Origin of the sequence: Novosphingobium soli, from assembly GCF_042432915.1 — a bacterium.
In the GTDB taxonomy this organism is placed as follows: domain Bacteria; phylum Pseudomonadota; class Alphaproteobacteria; order Sphingomonadales; family Sphingomonadaceae; genus Novosphingobium; species Novosphingobium soli.
This window is the reverse complement of sequence record NZ_JBHLWK010000018.1, coordinates 124,265-143,924: the sequence shown is the minus strand read 5'-3', so window position 1 is coordinate 143,924 and position 19,660 is coordinate 124,265. Positions and strand designations below refer to the sequence as shown.

Annotated in this window: 14 protein-coding genes; 6 read left to right on the top strand and 8 right to left on the bottom strand. The window is 68.6% G+C overall.

All coding sequences use genetic code 11. The features are described from left to right. Positions 1-65: 65 nt before the first annotated feature. A complete protein-coding gene (locus ACFFJC_RS15380; protein ID WP_379488365.1) occupies positions 66-2,270 on the bottom strand; it encodes a hypothetical protein in 2,205 nt (734 codons plus the stop codon). A 195-nt stretch (positions 2,271-2,465) separates the two neighbouring features. Between ACFFJC_RS15380 and ACFFJC_RS15375 the strand changes: the two genes are divergently transcribed. Further along, on the top strand, positions 2,466-3,212 hold the full coding sequence (locus ACFFJC_RS15375; RefSeq protein ID WP_379488364.1) for an SDR family oxidoreductase: 747 nt from the start codon (positions 2,466-2,468) through the stop codon (positions 3,210-3,212). 65 nt (positions 3,213-3,277) lie between these two features. Beyond that, on the top strand, positions 3,278-4,795 hold the full coding sequence (locus ACFFJC_RS15370; RefSeq protein WP_379488363.1) for an MFS transporter: 1,518 nt from the start codon (positions 3,278-3,280) through the stop codon (positions 4,793-4,795). A 63-nt stretch (positions 4,796-4,858) separates the two neighbouring features. On the opposite strand, the gene ACFFJC_RS15365 is transcribed toward ACFFJC_RS15370, so the two are convergent. From ACFFJC_RS15365 to miaB, 3 genes are all read right to left on the bottom strand, one after another. Next, positions 4,859-5,800 (bottom strand): acid phosphatase, encoded by a 942-nt coding sequence (locus ACFFJC_RS15365; RefSeq protein ID WP_379488362.1) that lies wholly within the window; start codon positions 5,798-5,800, stop codon positions 4,859-4,861. Continuing rightward, positions 5,793-7,100: a sensor histidine kinase gene (locus ACFFJC_RS15360; RefSeq protein ID WP_379488361.1), complete on the bottom strand. Its 1,308-nt coding sequence runs from the start codon at positions 7,098-7,100 to the stop codon at positions 5,793-5,795. Before ACFFJC_RS15360 ends, ACFFJC_RS15365 begins: the two co-directional genes overlap by 8 nt. Positions 7,101-7,449: 349 nt before the next feature. Continuing rightward, entirely contained in the window at positions 7,450-8,784 is a 1,335-nt protein-coding gene (miaB, locus tag ACFFJC_RS15355; protein ID WP_379488360.1) for a tRNA (N6-isopentenyl adenosine(37)-C2)-methylthiotransferase MiaB, read from the bottom strand. 79 nt (positions 8,785-8,863) lie between these two features. On the opposite strand from miaB, the gene argS reads away from it, so the two are divergent. Both argS and ACFFJC_RS15345 read left to right on the top strand, forming a co-directional pair. Next, positions 8,864-10,612 carry an arginine--tRNA ligase gene (argS, locus tag ACFFJC_RS15350; RefSeq protein WP_379488359.1) on the top strand — a complete coding sequence of 583 codons (1,749 nt, stop codon included), beginning with the start codon at positions 8,864-8,866 and terminating at the stop codon, positions 10,610-10,612. A 3-nt stretch (positions 10,613-10,615) separates the two neighbouring features. Then, positions 10,616-11,407: an SPOR domain-containing protein gene (locus ACFFJC_RS15345; protein ID WP_379488358.1), complete on the top strand. Its 792-nt coding sequence runs from the start codon at positions 10,616-10,618 to the stop codon at positions 11,405-11,407. A gap of 18 nt (positions 11,408-11,425) precedes the next feature. Here ACFFJC_RS15345 and ACFFJC_RS15340 read toward each other — a convergent pair whose 3' ends face one another. Both ACFFJC_RS15340 and gyrB read right to left on the bottom strand, forming a co-directional pair. Further along, the gene (locus ACFFJC_RS15340) at positions 11,426-12,940 is read right to left on the bottom strand and encodes a tetratricopeptide repeat protein (protein WP_379488357.1); all 1,515 of its coding nucleotides are present in this window, start codon (positions 12,938-12,940) and stop codon (positions 11,426-11,428) included. Positions 12,941-13,036: 96 nt separating this feature from the next. Continuing rightward, a complete protein-coding gene (gene gyrB / locus ACFFJC_RS15335; protein ID WP_379488356.1) occupies positions 13,037-15,577 on the bottom strand; it encodes a DNA topoisomerase (ATP-hydrolyzing) subunit B in 2,541 nt (846 codons plus the stop codon). A gap of 446 nt (positions 15,578-16,023) precedes the next feature. Between gyrB and guaA the strand changes: the two genes are divergently transcribed. After that, positions 16,024-17,583, top strand: a complete 1,560-nt coding sequence (gene guaA / locus ACFFJC_RS15330; RefSeq protein WP_379488355.1) for a glutamine-hydrolyzing GMP synthase — start codon at positions 16,024-16,026, stop codon at positions 17,581-17,583. Between the two features lie 70 nt (positions 17,584-17,653). Next, positions 17,654-17,878 (top strand): DUF3072 domain-containing protein, encoded by a 225-nt coding sequence (locus tag ACFFJC_RS15325; RefSeq protein ID WP_379488354.1) that lies wholly within the window; start codon positions 17,654-17,656, stop codon positions 17,876-17,878. Positions 17,879-18,376: 498 nt separating this feature from the next. Here ACFFJC_RS15325 and ACFFJC_RS15320 read toward each other — a convergent pair whose 3' ends face one another. Together ACFFJC_RS15320 and ACFFJC_RS15315 are read right to left on the bottom strand one after the other, a co-directional pair. After that, a complete protein-coding gene (locus tag ACFFJC_RS15320; RefSeq protein ID WP_379488353.1) occupies positions 18,377-18,799 on the bottom strand; it encodes a DoxX family protein in 423 nt (140 codons plus the stop codon). Then, the gene (locus tag ACFFJC_RS15315) at positions 18,786-19,583 is read right to left on the bottom strand and encodes a hypothetical protein (RefSeq protein ID WP_379488352.1); all 798 of its coding nucleotides are present in this window, start codon (positions 19,581-19,583) and stop codon (positions 18,786-18,788) included. Before ACFFJC_RS15315 ends, ACFFJC_RS15320 begins: the two co-directional genes overlap by 14 nt. Between the last annotated feature and the right edge of the window lie 77 nt (positions 19,584-19,660).

Genomic DNA, 19,660 nt, shown 5'->3' with positions numbered 1-19,660 from the left:
GCCGTGCCGATGCGTGCCTTGCTCCCGGCGCAGGCGAAAGCCTCGTTGATGCTCAGCCGCCTTCGTCAGCTCTGCTCTTTCCAGCTGAGTAGCAGGGAATTGTTCGAGGGAACCCAGGTCTCGAAGCGCCCGTCGACCTGCTTGAATGTGAGCGGCGTCCGGTTCGCCGTCCACATCCTGGGCGCCAGCCCGGCAGCCTTCCCGTCCAGCGGCAGAAGCGCGAAGCGGGAGGGGGTCGTCTCGTGGCCGTCGACCCGCAAGTTGAGCGTATGCTCGTCCAGCCGGTGGATCGCGCGCACAAAGCTGTCGCAGAACAGCAGGAACGGAGCGTTCTCGATCCGATGCAGCACCCGCGTCGCGTAGATCATCGCCGCTCCCGCGCCGTAGATCTCCTGGCCCACCTGCCCCGCCTGCTGCCCGTCAGGGTAGAGGTCCTCCAGCGGGAAGCTGAGATCGCGATCGATGTGCCCGTTGCGGTTCTCCGTCGCCAGGGCCTCTTCGGGCAGGGCGTCCGGGTAATAGTACCAGGCTCGGTCCAGGGCATGACGGCAGAATTCGTTGACCAGCAGCTTCACGCCCGGAATGATGTCCGCGCCTACGTAGTCGAGGTAGCGCTCGAAGGCGGCGTAGCTGTCGAAGCACTCGTAGGCCGCCATGTAGGGCGCGTCCTGCAGGCAGGTGACGCCCAGGAAGTTCGTCCAGTGGCGCGAGAGGCCGATGTCGCTCTTCCAGACCTGGGAGTTGTGGAAGAAGCTGGCGAGATAGACGTAGCTCTGCTTCAGGTGATCGGCGCGGTTGGTGATCCGCCACAGCCGGATGCAGGCGGCGGCGCCCCAGGCGGTGAGGTTGGCCTGGTAGTTCAGGTCGAAGCGCATGCCCTGCGCCGCTTCGATCGCCTTCTCCGCCTCTGTCAGGAACCGGGTGTCGCGGGTGAGCTCGAAGGCCTGGAGCATGACCCAGGCGTAGATCCCGCCTACGTCGGTCTGCCCGCGGTCGTCGGCTTCGGCGATCTCGGTGATGACGCGAAAGTCGTCGATCTTGTACATGATCGGCCACTTGTACTCGAAGTGGTGCGCGGCGCGGATGCCGTAGTCGATCGAGGCCAGGAACAGTTCGCGCGCCTTCTCGTCGCCGCTGAGCGCCAGGTTGGAGAGGTTGAGCAGCGGGTGGTAAAGATACCAGCTGTCCACGGCGTCCGGGTCCTTGTCGTCCCCGACGTTGGGCAGGTAGCGGCGCAGGGTCTTGAGGGCGGGATCGTAGAACTTGCCCAGCCCGGCCATGATCTCCTTCACCAGCGGATGCTCTTCGCCGCGCCACCGGCCGTGGTCCTTCAAGGCGGACGCGATCGCCAGTTGCACCATCGAATCCGGGTACTCGGCGGCGGTGTAAGGGTGGAAGTAGGTGTGGCCATAGTGGCGCACGCGGGTATCCGGGGCCTTCACGAGGTCCGCCACCGTGCGATCGGCCCGCGCCGACCAGTCGTGGAAGGCCGGTTCGGGCGGGGACAGCCAGTGGTACAGGGACCCGAGCATGTCGAGGAACTGCCAGGCGGAATCCGCTTCTCCGTTCTGGGGATAGCCGCGGATCGAGAGGATCGTGTCGTAGAGCGTCAGTTCCCGCCCCTTCGCGAGCACCGCCTTGCCGGTTTCCGGATGACACGGAGGGCGGTATCCGATGTCCGGCCAATGCCCGCCCACCGCGGCCTCCGGCTTGCTGCCGGTGGCGTTGAAGTAGTCGTTCAGCGCGGTGAAGTTCTGCAGGTAGAGCACCTTGCCGAAGGCGGGGCGATTCAGCGAGAAGTAGAGCAGGCCGGTGTTCATCTTGCGCTGCTGCGCCTCGATGGTGCCCGCCGTCGCCGCCACGTCTCCTTCCGCGTCGAATGGGACCAGGTCGCGCGGGACCCACTCCAGGGCCAGGTCGCGCGCCGGCTTGAAGTCCAGCTTGGCGCGCAGCTGTTCCAGCCCGAAGGGCTCTCCGAAGACGGTGAGGCGCGCGGTGCCGAGGCTGCCCTTGCATTCCACCGCCGCCAGCGAATCGGCGACCTTCACCACGCGGCACTCGGCATCGGGGCTGAACACCGGCATGCGCAGCGCCAGCCCGCCGTTCCTGCCGCGCCGCAGGATGAGCCAGAGCGTCTCGCGGTCCTGCCGCACTTCGAGGTCGAGCCCGCCCTGCCGCGCGCGGACGACCGGTTCCTCTTTGGCGGTCAGCACCGCGCATGCGAAGGCGGTTTCCGGTGTGATGGCGTCCAGCAAAGCGTCCTGCGACATGGCCTGCCCCTTCCCTTTGACGAGCCTGGGCTGAACGCAATCCGGTTCCCGAATGTTTCCGCGGGTGCGAGCGGCCGAGGGTGCCGCTGATCCAGGTTAGGCGACCCGCAGCGCGTTTCGCGCCGGCGCGCCTCGGGTGCGGCAGACTTGCGCCCGGCCGCGAAACTTACTGCGGCCTCGCACCGTTGGGCCGGCATGAGACAGGAAAAGACACCGCACGAAAATCTCGCCGGCAAGCGCATCCTCGTCACGGGCGGCACCACCGGGATCGGCCGGGCGACGGTGCGGGCGCTCGCTGCGCGCGATGCAAGGCTGCTCACCTTCGGCCGCGAGGAGGCCCCGCTCGGAGAGGTACTGCGCGAGGCGGGACTGCCGCCGGAATGCGGCCTCACCGCGGATGCGAGCACGGCAGCCGATATCCGGACCGTCTTCGCCACGGTGGACGAGCGGTTGGGCGGGATCGATGTGCTGATCTGCTGCGCCGCCCTCGGCGCCCAGCCGATCCACGAGATGCGCGAGGAGGACTGGCGCTATGCGGTCGAGACCAATCTGCTCGGCTACATGGGCTGCACCCGCGCCGCGCTCGAGCGCATGATCGCGCAAGGGTCCGGGATCGTCGTGCTGGTCAGCTCGATCAGCCCCGAGATCATGGCTCCGGGGGAAAGCGTCTACGCAGCGACCAAGGGCGGCGTGAACAGCTTCGCGCTCACGCTGCGCAAGGAGGTGGGCGACAAGGGCGTGCGGGTGACGGTGATCGAGCCGGGCTCGGTCGGTAGCGACATGCAGCCCTGTACGGCGGAGGAGCAGCGCGCGGCGATCGCGCAGGGGGAGATGCTCTTCGCCGAGGAGATCGCCGAAGCCATCCTGTTCGTTCTGACGCGCTCCTCGCGCTGCGATGTCGCCATGCTCCGGGTCGAGCCCATCCGGCAGAAGACCGCCTGAGCCATGCGCCCCGGCCGGAACCGCGCCCCCGGGGCTGGTCGTGGCCAGACCCCAGGAGGCACCGCATGAGCCTGGCTCCCCAGACCGAGATCAGCAGCGCGGAACGGGAAAGCGGCCTGCGGCTGCTGGTGCTGGAAGCAGCCTTCTCGAGCGGCACCGGCGCGCTGACGAGCGGCGTCATCCTGACTGCGTTCGCCCTGCATCTGGGCGCCAGCAATCTGTGGGTCGGCGTCCTCGCCAGCGCGCCGTTCATCACCCAGCTGCTCCAGCTCCCCGCCATCTCGGTGGTGGAGCGCCTGCGGGCGCGCAAGCGCATCGCCGTGGTTACCAGCGCGATCGGGCGGGCGATGCTGCTCGTCATGGCGGCGACCGCCTTCTTCACCGGCGCCTTGCCGCTGCTCGTCTTCCTCCTCGCACAATATGTCCTGTGCGGGCTCAGCGCGTTCGGATCGTGCGCCTGGAACGCCTGGATCCGCGACCTGGCGCCGGAGGACCGCCTCGGCAACGTCTTCGCGCGCCGCACCACCTGGACCGCGGGGATCACCCTCGTCGCCGGGCTCGCGGCCGCCTTCATCCTGGAGCGCACGACCGAAGGCTCGGCCGACCGCAGCCTGGCGTTCGCCGCCATGTTCGTGGTGGGCTGCGTCACCGGGCTGCTGAGCGCGACGGTGGTCAGCCGCATCCCGGAGCCGGCGATGCCCCCGCCCAGCGGGCACATCTCGCTCCTTGAACTGCTGCGGGCCCCGCTGTCGGACGTGAACTTCCGCCGCCTGCTGATCTTCGTGGTCAGCTGGCAGGTGGCGGTGAACCTCGCAACCCCCTTCTTCACGGTGTTCATCGTCAAGCAGCTGGGCTTCGACGTCAGCATGGTCATGGTGCTGAGCGCCCTCAGCCAGCTCGCCAACCTGTTCGCGCTGCGCTTCTGGGGCGCGCTCACCGACCGGTTCTCCAACAAGTCGGTCCTGCTCGTCTCCGCCCCGGCCTACATCCTCAGCATCGTGGCGATGATCGGCGCCTCGCAATCGAGCAACGACATCTTCGTGATCGGCTGGCTGGCGTTCCTGCATTTGCTGATGGGCGCCTCGGTCGCCGGCGTGACGCTCGCCTCCACCAACATCGCGCTCAAGCTCTCCCCCAAGGGCGCGGCCACCGCCTATGTCGCCACCAACGCGATGGCGATCGCGCTGGCCGCGGGGCTGGCGCCGATCGTCGGCGGCTTGCTGGCGGACTTCTTCGCGGCGCGCCAGCTCGAACTCCTGCTCAGCTGGAGCAGCCCGGCGGGCACGCTGTCGTTCCCGTTCCGGCTGAGCCACTGGGATTTCTACTTCCTGCTCGCCGGCGTCTTCGGCCTCTATGCCGTGCATCGCCTGTCGATGGTGGCGGAGGAAGGCGAGATCGAACGGCGCGAGATGGTGGAGCAGGTGGTCGGCCGCACCTTGCGCGCCATCCGCAACGGCTCCAGCGTGGCGGGCCTGCGCATGATAACCGAGCTGCCGCCCTCGCTCCTGCGCGACGCGAAGCTGCGCTTCCGGCTGGCCAGGATGCGCAAGCGGCGTTCGCAGCGCCGGGCCGCCCTGCCCTGACGCCCCGCGCGGACAGCAGTGAGCCGGGTCGGGCTGGCATGGTCACGCCTTGCCGGGTCGCCTTCAGCGCATCGACAGCTCGGCGGCTTCGGCGCGGCAGGCTTCGGCCGAGGGGGCCAGGTCGGCCGCGAAGCCGGCCATCTCGGCGCGCGCCTTGTCGAGGTCGGCCCGGAAGGTCGGCTCGGCGTGGAGGCGTGCCACGGTGGCCGAAGCGATGACGCGGCCTGCGTCCACGTCGCTGGCCCAGTGGACGTTGCACACCATCCGGCTCTCTCCGAAGTCGCGCCCGCGCTGCAGGACGGCGTCGGCACGCGCGGGCGCCAGTTCCGCCAGGATCAGCGCCCAGCCCCAGCCCACCGCACTATGGCCGGACGGATAGGAGCCGTCGCTGCGCAGCGCCGCCTCTTGCTGGGGAAGGCAGGTGGCGCTGGCATGGGCGACGAAGGGGCGCACCCGCTGGTAGTGGGTCTTCGCCTTGTAGGTCGACAGCCCGATGTCGACCATCGACTTGCCGAGCAGCCGGTACAGGGTGGGCGTCCGCTCGGGATCGGGCCGGACCCCCAGCGCGCAGGCGAAAGTCTGCAGCGAATGCGCAGGCTGGAGATCGGCATCGCTGGCGGCGCGCGTGAAGCGCGGGCTGTCCGCCAGGCGAGCCATGGCCGCGCGCGCCTCCTCGTCCCCGGCGAAAGCCGCCGATCCCGGCGCCGGGGGCGGGGGAAGCAGGGCAAGGCTGTCGGGGCGCTGCTCGGGGGCCAGGTAGCCCTGCGGTATCCCCGGAGGCAGCTTCATTTCCGGAGCCGCCGCGGCGGCGGTCGGCGGGGGTGCTGAGGCTCCCGCCGGCCCGAGAGCGATTGCACCGCTCGTCGCCGCCAGCCCGGCGACGGCGAGGATCGAAGCGCCGCGAAGGCCCATGGTCAGCCTGCCCCGGCGGTGCCGTTCGTGAGCCGTGCGACGGAAGGCCGGGCGGTGAGCGGTCGCGAGGATATCCGGCTGTCCGTCAGGCATGGCGCTGGTCTCCAGGGTTGCGTGCCAAGGCTCCTCGCGCGCGCCGGTCACGGCCATCGGGGTTTCCCGGTAAATGCGGGCCGGACGCTTCCGCGAAAGGTGCTTGCGCTTCGGACGACGACCGAGCGCCGGCGCCTTGCGGTTCGGCACAAGAGCCTCTCGCCTTGACGGCTTCGGGCGCGTCCTCGGCGCGCTTCTGCGGGAAGAAGGCGCCGACGCAGGTTCCCTTCGCGCGCCGCTCGACGCTGAAGATGCCGCCGAGACCCTTCACCCGCTCCTGCATCCCCGACAGGCCCACGCCCACCGCATCGCGCATGCGGCCGGCGACGATGTCGTCCGAGATACCGATCCCGTCGTCCTCGATCTCCAGGACGAGGTGGCGCGCCGCCGTATGAAGCCGCACCTCCACGGTGCTGGCAAAGGCGTGCTTGCCGACATTGACCAGCGCTTCCTGCGCCACCCGATAGAGTGCGATCTCCAGGTCGGCGGAGGGCTTGATCCGTCCCACCTGGTTGTCGAAACGTACGTTCAGTCCGGTCCTGCGGGCGAAGCCCTTGAGGAACGCGGCCAATGCCTCGATGATGCCGCCCGCGGCGAGCTCGGGCGGGTGCAGCACGTAGCTCAAGGTGCGCATCTGGTGCTGCGCGGCGCTGAGCGCGGTCTCGATGGTCACGCAGGCGTCCTCGATCGCCTCGTAGGTCCGCGCCTTGCGCACCATCTCCAGCATGACCTGGGCCAGCGCGACGTGCTGCGAGGTGCCATCGTGGAGGTCACGGGCGATGCGGCGGCGCTCCTCGTCCTGCGCCCGCAGGATCCGGGCATGCCGCGCCCGCCGTTCGAGGCGCTTGGGCATGGTCTGACGGTCTTCGTCGAAGACCACCAGCGTCAGCCCCGGCCGAGCCGCCACGCGCATGCACTGGACCGTCAGCACATCCGGATCGGCAAGGAGCATCGGATAGCTACGCCGGCTGGAGAGCACCTCGCCTGCGAGCACGGCACCGATCTGGTGTTGCATCTGCCTTCGCATGTCGGCCTCGACAGGGAGGCGCTCCAGAGCCGCCGTGAACGCATGGCCGACCAGGGCTTGGTCGGATCCGGACTCCATGGAGGCTCGCGCGGTATGGGTGAGGTTGGCGGCCAGGACGGTGCCATCGCGCCCCAGCGACAGCAGGTCCATCGGCAGTTCGAGAACCAGGTCCCGCATCAGCGCGAAGATCGCGTCGTCCTCGCCAAGGTGGGGCTCCAGAGCCGGATCGCCGACCGGTAGGGCGGCCACCGCGCTTGCTCTCTTCTTCGCCATTGGCCCCTGCCCGTCTGCCACGCCGGAACTGAGAATTCTTACTAGGACAACTACGGATTGATATCCAGAGATAATCTTAGCGATACTTGAGACCATCGTAATAGTGGCAACATGGTTGAGCCGGTGATGCTCAACGACCACCGCACTCAACCTTGTTGCACAACGCGTTTAACCACGAGAATATTTGCAGCAGCCTTGTTAGACTCGCCGTCCCGCCTGCGGCATGGGCTGCCTCGCAAAAATGGCGTGTCCCCGCGCGCCGGCTGAAAGTCGGCCGGCGCCACGACCGGACCGGAATGGAACCCGAAGCGGTGGGGCTACGCGAGGAAGACGAGCGGCGGGCGCCCGCTCAGGCGGCGAGCACGGCGAGCGGCACGGCGCCGAGGCTGTTCGGCCCCGCGCTGGTGATCTCCACGCGCACGATCTGGCCCACCTGTGCCTCTCCGGTGAAGTGGACCGACTGGAGCCAGGGCGACTTGCCGAGCCATTGGCCCGGGTGCTTGCCCTTGCGCTCCACCAGCACGTCGCAGGTCTTGCCCACCGAGGCGGCGTTGAAGGCGTACTGGTCGCGGTTCAGCGCCGCCTGCAGCCGCGCGAGGCGTTCGTCCATCACCGCCATCGGAACCTGCTGCGCCATCGTCGCAGCGGGCGTGCCGGGGCGCGGCGAGTACTTGAAGCTGAAGCACTGGGCATAGCCGACGGCGTCGACGAGCTGGAGCGTATCCTCGAACTCGGCGTCCGTCTCGCCCGGGAAGCCGACGATGAAGTCGCCCGAGAGCGCGATGTCGGGCCGCACCGCGCGCACCCGCTCCAGGGTCGCGAGGTAGCTCTCCACCGTATGACTGCGGTTCATCGCCCTCAGCACGCGGTCGTTGCCCGCCTGCACCGGCAGGTGGAGGAACGGCATGAGCTTGTCGATCTCGCCATGCGCGTCGATCAGGCCCTGCGTCATGTCGTTGGGATGGCTGGTGGTGTAGCGGATGCGGGCGAGATCCGGGATCGCCGCCAGTTCGCGCGCCAACCCGTCGAGCCCGATCGCCTGGCCGCGGGCGTTCTCGCCGGTCCAGGCATTGACGTTCTGGCCCAGCAGCGTGATCTCGCGCGCGCCGGCGTCGACCAGGCGCAGGGCCTCGTCGATCAGCGCCGCGTGCGGGCGCGAGACTTCGGCGCCGCGGGTATAGGGCACCACGCAATACGTGCAGAACTTGTCGCAGCCTTCCTGCACCGTCAGGAACGCGGTGGGGCCCGAGCGCTTGCGGCGCGGCAAGGCGTCGAACTTGGTCTCGGCCGGCATGTCGGTATCGGTCACGCGGCGGCCCTCGCCGGCGGCGCGGATCATCTCGGGCAGGCGGTGGTAGGCCTGTGGGCCGACGACCATCTTCACCGCCGGCGCACGCGCCATGATCTCCTCGCCCTCGGCCTGGGCGACGCAGCCGGCGACCGCGATGAGGGGCGAGGAGCCGTCCTCCCGGCGGAGACGGCCGATGTCGGAATAGACCTTCTCGGCCGCCTTCTCGCGGATGTGGCAGGTGTTGAGCACGACGAGGTCGGCGTCCTCGCCTTCGGGCGCGGGCGCGATGCCCTGCTCGGCCAGAAGCTCTGCCATGCGGTCGCCATCGTAGACGTTCATCTGGCAGCCGAAGCTCTTGACGCGGTAGGTCCTGGGAGTCGCGGGGGATTGCATCGCGCGCCGTTAGCGGAAATCGGCGGCATTTTGAAGCGCGGGTTGGTTTGCGCCGCGATCCGGGCTAATCGCGCGCGTCATGAGCAAGACCGAGACCCTCTACGCCGCCTTCGCAGGGCACCTTTCCGCCGCGCTCGATGCGCTGGAAGCCGCGGGCACGCTGCCGGCGGGCCTCAAGCGAGCGGCCATCACGGTCGAGCCGCCGCGCGATCCCGCGCACGGGGACCTCTCCACCAACGCCGCGATGGTGCTCGCCAAGCCGGCCGGCCTCAAGCCCCGCGACCTGGCCGACGCGCTGGTGGCGCAGCTCGCTAAGCTCGAGTCGGTGACCTCCGCCGAGATCGCCGGACCGGGGTTCATCAACCTGCGCCTGGCGCCCGCGGCCTGGCTGGCCGAGCTGCGCGCCATCGCCGAGCTCGGCGCCGACTACGGCCGCTCCGCCATGGGCGGGGGAGCGACGGTCAACGTCGAATACGTCTCCGCCAACCCCACCGGCCCGATGCACATGGGCCACTGCCGCGGCGCGGTGGTGGGCGACGCGCTGGCGACGCTGCTCGAGTTCGCGGGCCACAAGGTAGTCCGGGAATACTACGTCAACGATGCCGGCGCGCAGGTGCAGGTGCTCGCCCGCTCGGCCCACGTCCGCTACCGCGAGGCGCTGGGCGAGGACGTCGGCGCCATCCCCGAGGGGCTCTATCCGGGCGACTACCTGATCCCCGTGGGCCAGCAGCTCGCCGCCGAGTTCGGCGACCGCTACGCCCAGGCGCCCGAGGCGGAATGGCTCACGCTGTTCCGCGAAAAGGCGGTGGCGGCGATGCTGGTGATGATCCGGGAAGACCTCGCGCTCCTCGGCATCCACCACGACCTGTTCTCGTCCGAGGCCGAGCTGCAGGCCAGCGGCAAGCCCGACGAGGCGGAAGCCTGGCTGCGCTCCAAGGGGCTGGTCTACGACGGCGTGCTGGAAGCGCCCAAGGGCAAGACGCCCGAGGACTGGGAACCGGTCGAGCTGCCGCTGTTCAAGTCCACCGCCTTCGGCGACGACCAGGATCGCCCGATCAAGAAGTCCGACGGCACCTGGACCTACTTCGGCGCCGACCTCGCCTACCACTTCCAGAAGGCGCAGGGCGCGGACGCGCTGGTCGACATCTGGGGCGCCGACCACGCCGGCACGGTCAAGCGGATCAAGGCTGCGGTCGCCGCCATGACCGGCGCGGACGGTGAACCCACGCCCTTCGAGATCAAGCTGGTGCAGATGGTTCAGCTCCTGCGCGACGGCGAGCCGGTGAAGATGTCCAAGCGCTCGGGCAACTTCGTCACCCTGGCGGAAGTGGTGACCGAGGTGGGCAAGGACGTCGTGCGCTTCACCATGCTGACCCGCAAGCCCGAGGCGCAGATGGACTTCGACTTCGCCAAGGTGGTCGAAGCCTCGAAGGACAACCCGGTGTTCTACGTCCAGTACGCCCATGCCCGGGTCCACTCCACGCTGCGCAAGGGTCTGGCCGAGGGCGGCTTCTCCCCGTCGGGCGAGCACGTCGAGTTGCTGGGCGAGGAGGAGCTCGAGCTGGTCAAGCTGGCGGCGCAGTTCCCGCGCATCGTCGAGGCCGCCGCCGCCGCGCGCGAGCCGCATCGCATCGCCTTCTTCCTCGGCGACCTTGCCGCCGCCTTCCACGGCTACTGGAACCTCGGCAACGATCGGGTGGAAAAGCGCTTCATCGTGGCGCAGGATGGTGCGCTGACCGGCGCGCGCCTTTTCCTGGCGGCGCAGATGGGGCAACTTGTCCGCAACGGCCTGGCGCTGCTGGGCGTCGAGGCGGTGGAGGAAATGTAGGGCATGGCAGGCGCTGACGAAGGCTACATTCCCCGTCCGGAACGCAAGAACCCGGTGTTCGGCCAGGGCAAGGCCGGGGATCCCTATTTCGAGGACCGGGGCGACGCCGCCGTCGATACCGGCTTCGAGCAACCGCGCCAGCTCGACCTGGCCGAGGAGGACGTGCGCCTTCCCTGGCTGGAAGGGGACGACGAGGACTACGAGGCGGAGAACCGCGGCGTCGGCCAGGGCGTCCTGCTGGCGCTGCTCGGCCTCGTAGCGCTCGCGGTGATCGCGGGCGGCGTGTTCTGGATGCTCGCGGGCCGCTCCGACCAGCCGCTCGTCGCCGACGGCGGCGTCATCAAGGCGCCCGCAGCGCCCTACAAGGTCCGTCCTGACGATCCGGGCGGCGAAGTCGTCGCGGGCACCGGCGACACCAGCTTCGCGGTCGCCGAAGGCCAGGCGCGCGCGCCGCAGATCGACAAGAGCGACGAGACGCCGGCGCCGAGCTCCCCGGCCATGGCCCCTGCCGCCGCGCCGAAGCCGCAGGCTTCCGCCACGCCTTCTGCGGCGCCGGTCAGCGGCGTCGGCGTGCAGGTCGGCGCCTATGCCTCGCGCGAGGCGGCGGAGGCGGGCTGGACCACCCTCAAGAGCCAGCACGAGCCGCTGGCCGGCGTCAGCCACCGCATCCTCCAGGGCAAGGCCGACATCGGCACCGTCTATCGCCTCCAGGCCGTCCCCGGCGATGCCGCTGCAGCGCGGGCGCTGTGCTCGGGCATGAAAGCGGCGGGCCTGAGCTGCCAGGTCAAGAACTGAATCGGCCTACGCCCGTGCTCACAGCGAGCGCGGCAGGATGTTGAAGGTGCGCGTACCACCGGCACGGGCGATCGCCGCCTGGACATCGGCGCGGGCAATGACGCGCTTGCGAGCCTCGTCGGAAGGGTCGGGTGGCAGGTTCGCGGGCCACTCGTTGTAGGTCGCCAGACCGATAAGGGCATCGGTCTGTTGATCGGAATCCGAGAGGCGCGCGATCATCGTGGCCGCTGCGCCGTCGGCATCGCCCATGCATACCTGCAGATCTTCCAGCAGCGAAAGGCCGTCCTTGGCATGGGCTGTAAGATAGGCAAGATCAGCCTTGGCCTCCGCCGTCTTGCCGATCCGATGGGCCGCGCAGCCCCTCGTTCGATAGAATACCATCTTACCAAAGGAGCTTGCCTTCTTTTCGGCAGTGATGTCGATCCGGCCAAGGGTTTCAAGCGCGTCCTGGGGATGGCCCATGCGGTTCTGCAAGGATGCCAGATTGAGCAGTTGGCTGACGTTGACGCCGCCGTTCTCGCCCGCCTTGATCGCGGACTTCAAAGCCGCCACGGTGTCATCATAACGGCCTAGCTGGGTGTAGGTCGATGCCAGTTCGTCCCACCACCAGTTGAGCTTGTCGTCCTTGTCCAGGAAATGCGCCGCCAGGACCCCTTCGGGTCGCGCCGATTCCAGCAGCGCCAACGCCTTGTCCGCTTCACCGACGGCACGATGGGCTTCCGCCTGGGCAATGACCAGGCTCAATAGATCAGAACGTTCGGCGCTCAGCCGGGCAAGCGCGAAAATTTCACGCCGCGTCGCTGCGGCCATGTCATAGTTCTGAGGGATCGCGGCCCGCAGGAGCGGATCGACGCTGGCTTCCACCAGAACGACATGGCTGTCGATGCGAGCGACCTGCGCCGCAGCGCCTGCCATGTCGCCCGAAGCCGCCAGCAGTCGCGCATGATCGAGGCGGAGCAGGTCGAAGCTCGGAGCATAGCGCCCCGGACCGAAAGCCGGATCACTGGCCAAAGCGAGCAGACGCGCACGCGGGCTCGCGCCGTCCGGCGCTTTCTTCAATGTGCGGTTGAGGTATACGAAGAAGTCGGGCTTCACCTGCAACAAGGCGCTGGGAGCAATGCGCTGCATTTCCTCCAGTGTAGTGACTGCGCCGGTCAGGTCGTGTGCTTGTGTTTCGAGGGAGAGGCGCAGCGTCCAGGCAAAGTCAGGCGCGATAGCGAAGGTCGTGACCGTGCGAATATGGGCTAGGGCTGGCACCAACTGGCCTGCCCGCCCTTCGCATACCGCCGTCATCGTCAGTGCCATGCCCCGAACCCTCTCGGGCAATTCAGCAAAGTCATCGTCGCCGATAATCGGGGCCATGCCCTGGAGGACGCTGGAACAGTTATTGCTGTTCAGTGCCTCTCTGGCCAGTTTCAACGCCGTCGCGGTTCTGGCAGGGAGATCGGCGCGCTGCGCGGCAGGCGCGGAGACCGGAATGGCCAGTATCACGCTGCCAGCCAGCAGCCACAAGTTCTTGGCAGTACGCCTCATTCGCCTAGCCCCCGCTTTGCGTTCACGAGGAACGCTACGCGAGGGCCGGGCCAATGTCAGCCCGGGAACCTCTCGTTAAATTGCGAGAGCCGGCCCTCAGATGTCGAGGTTCGCCACATTGAGCGCGTTTTCCTGGATGAAGTCGCGGCGCGGCTCCACCACGTCGCCCATCAGGCGGGTGAAGATCTCGTCGGTGACGTCGGCGTCCTCCACCTTGACCTGCAGCAGCGCACGGTTGTCCGGGTCCAGCGTGGTCTCCCAGAGCTGCTCCGCGTTCATCTCTCCCAGCCCCTTGTAGCGCTGGATGGAGAGGCCCTTACGGCCCGCGGCGAGCACCAGTTCGAGCAGCTGCGTCGGGCGAGTGATGGCGTCGCCGCCCTGCGCCGGACGGGCGGCCACCGGCTCGTCTTCGCCGGGCACCTCGATGGTGGCGAGCGTCTCCGGCTCGGCCGCGCCGGCGATGGCGCGCACCAGGCGGGCAGTGCCTTCGTAGACGTCGGCGTTCTCCGCCGCGAGGCGGGCGAGCTTGCGCGCCTCGGCGCTCGCCAGGAAGCTGCCTTCGATCTTGTGGTGGTCGGTGACGCCGCGCCACACGCGCTCGACCTCGACGGTCCCGTCCTCGGACAGGCGGGCGCTCCACCGCGCCTCGGCATCGCCGCGGTCGAGCCACTGCGCCGCGCGGGCGAGCGCGGCGTTGCGCGCCTCGGTGCCGAGGTCGGGCTCCAGCGCCCCGGACAGCGCCAGCGCCTCGATGATGACGGGATCGTAGCGGCGGGGCACGAAGGCCATCAGGTTGCGCAGGCGCACCGCATGGTCGACCAGGCTTTCCAGGTCCGGGCCGGAGCGGGCGCCGCCCGAAGTCTCCAGCACCCGGCCGCTGAGCCCGGCCTCGACCAGGTAGCGGTCGAGCGCGGCATTGTCCTTGAGGTAGACCTCGGAGCGGCCCTTGGCGACCTTGTAGAGCGGCGGCTGGGCGATGAAGAGGTGCCCGGCGCGGATGATGTCGGGCATCTGGCGGTGGAAGAACGTCAGCAGCAGCGTGCGGATGTGGGCGCCGTCGACGTCGGCGTCGGTCATGATGACGATCTTGTGGTAGCGCAGCTTCTCGAGGTTGAAGTCGTCGCGGATACCCGTGCCCATGGCCTGGATCAGCGTGCCGACTTCCTTGGACGAGATGATGCGGTCGAAGCGGGCGCGCTCGACGTTGAGGATCTTGCCCTTGAGCGGCAGGATCGCCTGCGTCTTGCGGTCGCGGCCCTGCTTGGCGGATCCGCCTGCAGAGTCACCCTCGACCAGGAACAGCTCGCACAGCCGGGGATCGCGCTCCTGGCAGTCGGCCAGCTTGCCCGGCAACGAGGCGATGTCCATCGCGCCCTTGCGGCGGGTGAGTTCGCGGGCGCGCTTGGCGGCCTCGCGCGCGGCGGCGGCGTCGATGATCTTCTGGACGATGGCCTTGGCGTGGGCGGGGTTCTCCTCCAGCCACTCGGTCATGCGGTCCGCCATCAGGCTTTCCAGCGGCTGGCGGACTTCGGAGGAGACCAGCTTGTCCTTGGTCTGCGACGAGAACTTGGGATCGGGCAGCTTGACCGAGACGATCGCGGTCAGCCCTTCGCGCATGTCGTCGCCGGTGAGGGCCACCTTCTCCTTCTTGAGGAGGCCCGACTTGTCGGCGTAGCCGTTGAGCGTGCGCGTCAGTGCGGCGCGGAACGCCGCGAGGTGGGTGCCGCCGTCACGCTGCGGGATGTTGTTGGTGAAGCACAGGACGTTCTCGTAGTACGAATCGTTCCACTCCAGCGCGACGTCGATGCCGATGCCATCGCGCTCCGAGGAGATCGCGATCGGTTCGGCCAGCAGCGCGTTCTTGTTGCGATCGAGGTACTGCACGAAGGCGGCGATCCCGCCCTCGTAGAACAGGTCGTGTTCCTTGACCTCCTCGTGCCGCTTGTCGCGCAGCACGATGCGCACGCCCGAATTGAGGAAGGCGAGCTCGCGGTAGCGGTGCTCCAGCTTGTCGAAGTCGAACTCGGTCACGTTCTTGAACGTGTCGGTCGAGGCCAGGAAGGTGACGCGGGTGCCCTTCTTGAAGCCCTGGTCGTCGGGGTTGCGGTCCGACTTGGGCGCCGGGCCCTTGACCTCGAGCGGCGCGACGGCATCGCCGTGCGCGAACTTCATCCAGTGCTCCTTGCCCTCGCGCCAGATGGTCAGCTCGAGCCATTCCGACAGGGCGTTGACCACCGAGACGCCGACGCCGTGGAGGCCGCCGGAGACCTTGTAGGCGTTGTCGTCCGAGGTGTTCTCGAACTTCCCGCCGGCGTGGAGCTGCGTCATGATGACTTCGGCGGCCGAGACGCCTTCCTCGGCGTGGATGCCGGTGGGGATGCCGCGGCCGTTGTCCTCGACCGAGACCGAGCCGTCGGGGTTGAGTTCGATGAGCACCAGGTCGCAGTGCCCGGCCAGCGCTTCGTCGATGGCGTTGTCCGAAACCTCGAACACCATGTGGTGGAGGCCCGAGCCGTCGTCGGTGTCGCCGATGTACATGCCGGGCCGCTTGCGCACCGCGTCGAGGCCCTTGAGGACCTTGATCGAATCCGCGCCGTAGGAATTCTGGTTCTTGCCGTTTTCGGGAGTGCTAGCCATGACCAGCATATAGGGTTTGCGTGGTCCGAACCCAAGCGAAACCGGCTTTCCGCGGGCTGTTTTCCACAAGGGTGCGGAGGCCGCGCGCAGGCGCAAAAAAGGCGACCTTGCGGTCGCCTCCTTTTTCTTCGGTATTCGGTCCGCGTTGCCCCGGGCCGGCCTTGTTCAGGCCAGCGTGAGGGCAAAGGCCAGGGCGCTGGTGCCCAGGGCCGCGGCGAAACCGACCGTGCGGTGCACGATGGTCATCGGTATTCTCCTGGTTCTGTCTTGATCGCAGGCAGGGCAAGCGTCGCTGCCCATGCCGCAGGTACCAAATAGGCGCTCTCATAACTTTCGCAAATTCCAAAGCAACAATATTACTTGCTCTTTGTGCAAGTGTGGACGCGGCGACAGCGTGGGCCTGCTCGGGTCTGGACAGGTCGGGCGCGCGCGATTAGGTGCCCGCCATGAGTATCCAGCCCACCGAATCCGTCCTGATCGTCGATTTCGGCAGCCAGGTGACCCAGCTGATTGCGCGCCGCGTGCGCGAGGCGGGCGTCTATTCCGAGATCGCGCCGTTCAACGCCGCCGAAGAAGCGTTCCGCCGGATGAACCCGGTGGGCGTGATCCTGTCGGGCTCGCCTGCCTCGGTGCTGGACGAGAACGGGCCGCGCATTCCCGAGGTGATCCTGGAGAGCGGCCGCCCGATGCTGGGCATCTGCTACGGCCAGCAGTCGCTGATGCACCAGATGGGCGGCGAAGTGCTGGCCGGAGATTCGGGAGAGTTCGGCCGCGCCTTCATCGAGATCGGCGACGAGTGCGCATTGTTCAACGGCCTGTGGAAGGTGGGCGAGACGCACCAGGTCTGGATGAGCCACGGCGACAAGGTGACCCACCTCGCCCCCGGCTTCCGCCCCGTCGCCTCCAGCCCGGGCGCCCCCTTCGCGGTCATCGCCAACGACGAGAAGCGCATCTATGCGATGCAGTTCCACCCCGAGGTGGTGCACACGCCCGACGGCGGCAAGCTGCTCAAGAACTTCGTGCGCCACGTCTGCGGGCTGGCCGGCGACTGGACGATGGCGGAGTTCCGCAAGACCAAGATCGAGGAGATCCGCGCCCAGGTCGGCTCGGGCCGGGTGATCTGCGGCCTGTCCGGCGGCGTCGATTCGGCGGTGGCGGCGGTGCTGATCCACGAGGCGATCGGCGACCAGCTCACCTGCGTCTTCGTCGACCACGGCCTCATGCGCATGGGCGAGGCCGACCAGGTCGTCAGCCTGTTCCGCGGCCACTACAACATCCCGCTGGTCCACGTCGACGCCTCGACGCTGTTCCTCAAGGGGCTTGAGGGGGTCACCGACCCCGAGGCCAAGCGCAAGTTCATCGGCAAGACCTTCATCGACGTGTTCGAGGACGAGGCGCGGAAGATCGGCGGCGCCGAGTTCCTGGCCCAGGGCACGCTCTACCCCGACGTGATCGAGAGCGTCTCGTTCACCGGCGGCCCCTCGGTGACGATCAAGAGCCACCACAACGTCGGCGGCCTGCCCGAGCGGATGAACATGAAGCTGGTCGAGCCGCTGCGCGAGCTGTTCAAGGACGAAGTGCGCGAACTCGGTCGCGAGCTGGGCCTGCCCGAGGTCTTCGTCGGCCGCCACCCCTTCCCCGGGCCTGGCCTCGCCATCCGCATCCCCGGCGAAGTCTCGCGCGAGCGCTGCGACATCCTGCGCAAGGCCGATGCGATCTACCTGGAGGAGATCCGCAACGCCGGGCTCTACGACGCGATCTGGCAGGCCTTCGCGGTGCTGCTGCCGGTCAAGACGGTCGGCGTCATGGGCGACGGGCGCACCTACGACAGCGTCTGCGGCCTGCGCGCAGTCACTTCGACCGACGGCATGACCGCGGACATCTACCCCTTCGACGCCGGCTTCCTCAGCCGCGTCGCGACCCGCATCATCAACGAGGTCAAGGGCATCAACCGCGTCGTCTACGACTACACCAGCAAGCCCCCCGGCACCATCGAGTGGGAGTGATCCCGCGGCCGGGGAACTGCCGGGCGCGCCTTCGCGTTTCGTGAACGAACGAAGAACGAAGGAGCCTTTCATGGCGGACGAACTGCACAATCCCAAGCTGGACGACCATCCCGGCTCGAACACCGAGAAGGACCCGCACGACTGGGTCTCGGGCGACGATCCGATGACCGGGGCGCAGGCCTCGTACCTCACCACCTTGTGCGAGGAGGCGGGCGTGGCGCCTCCGGCAGACGGCATGACCAAGGCCGAGGCCTCGGTGCAGATCGACGCGCTGCGGGCCAAGCTGGGGCGCTGACAAGGGCGAGTGCGGGTGGGTGCGAGTGGGCATTGCCCCTTCCCCACCCGCGCGCGCCGCCCAAGCGAAAGCGCCCGCTGGCGAATGCGGGGTTACGCCGTGGCAGGCAACGCAGCCGAGGGAATAACATCGGGCCGGCGTCGGGGCGCCCGTGCAGGGGCACGGGGCGGAGACCGTCTCGTGCGAACGGCCGGGTAGCAGTCGGCGCAGCCCGGCTCGGCCCTGGTCGAAGCGGTTCGGATCGGCGGTGCGGGCTCGCAAACTGGCGCCGTATCCGGCCCCCCGCGGCCGACCTTGCGAAGAAGGGACGACGGTTGCGGGAAACCTGGGGTGGGGAGGGCCGCAAGCCGCCCTGCCCGATGAACCGCTCCGGTCGGACGCTGCGGCGTGATCACGACTTGTACGCCGTACCCGGCCCGCGACGCCGACCCGAAACACCGCCCGCCCTTGTACCTCAGGCCTGCGGATGTCGGCGCTTAACCTAAATGGTTTGTTTTGTCAAGAGCGCTGCTTCCGTCCTTGCGGCCAATGCGTGATGCCGCTCGCCCGCAGCGGCCACCAGATCAGCACCGGCTGCAGCGCCAGCCGCGGGACGTGGTAGACCAGCCCCAGCCCGCCGTCCGCCCGGGCGAAATCGAGCAGCATGTGCTGCACGTTGGCCGGCCAGACGCAAAGCGCATAAGCCGCGAGCCCCCAGGCCGCGGCCCGCCGCAGCGGCGCAGACCACGGCTGCACCAGCCCTGCCGCCCCGGCGAGTTCCGCCACCCCGGTCAGCGCCACCACCGTCCCGGGCGCCGGCACGAAGCGCGGCACGATCCCCACGAAGGGGCCGGGCACCGCCAGATGCAGGACCCCCGCCGCCGCATAGGCCGTCGCGAGGACGGCGCGTGCGATCGCCGCTGCGCTCCTACTCCAGGACACTGACGTTCCGGCGCAACGCCACCATCTTCGCGAGAGCCGCGTCCACCACGCTCCGGCGGCCCTTGGCGGAAAGGCACAGGTAGTAGACCGGGAGACCCGCCGCCGGCTGGGGGGAGGCCTGGGCCAGCCCGAAGCCGAACGCCTTGAGCAGGCTCTTGCCTTGCGCGGTGGCCGCGAAGGCCACCAGCTCGATCGATCCGCCCTTCGGCAGGGCGCCGGTCTTGCGATGATTGGCGAAGAAGGAGGCGATCAGGAAGTGGATCACGTACTCCAGCACCGACCCGTGGAGGCCGCGGACCCGCTCCCCGCGGAAGATGTCGGCGATGTACCAGAAGGCGTGGGGCCGGTCGCGGTCCCGCGCGATGTGCTCGGGGGTGATGTCGTCCTCCAGCAGGGCGCCGCTGCGTATCGCTTCGAAGCACGCTTCGGTCACCGGCCAGGCCGACAGGAACCCCAGGACCCGCCCGCTCTTGTCCGATGCCTGGGTGATCCCGTGCCGATAGGTCCGGGCCCACTGGAGCAGGACCGCTTCCTCGGGATAGTGCTTGCCCTGCGCCTGGTACCGCGTCTTGCCCAGCAGCCACACGTTGCGGACCTCTCCGGGGGACGTGACGAAGCTCGCCTCCAGGGGGCTACCCTTCAAGATCGAAAGACGGCGCAGGCCGGGAAGCAGCAAGGGCGCCAGCACCGCGCCGCCGGCCACGGCGCCCGCGGTCGCCCTGACGAGCAGGCCATCGCCCAGCACGCCGAGCATGAGCCCGGTCACCACGCCGCTGGCGCTCAAGCTCTGCCACGTTATCGACCAGCGCATCCCTGCCCCCAGCTCGCCTGCGACGGTTGTACCGGCCGATCAGCGCAGTT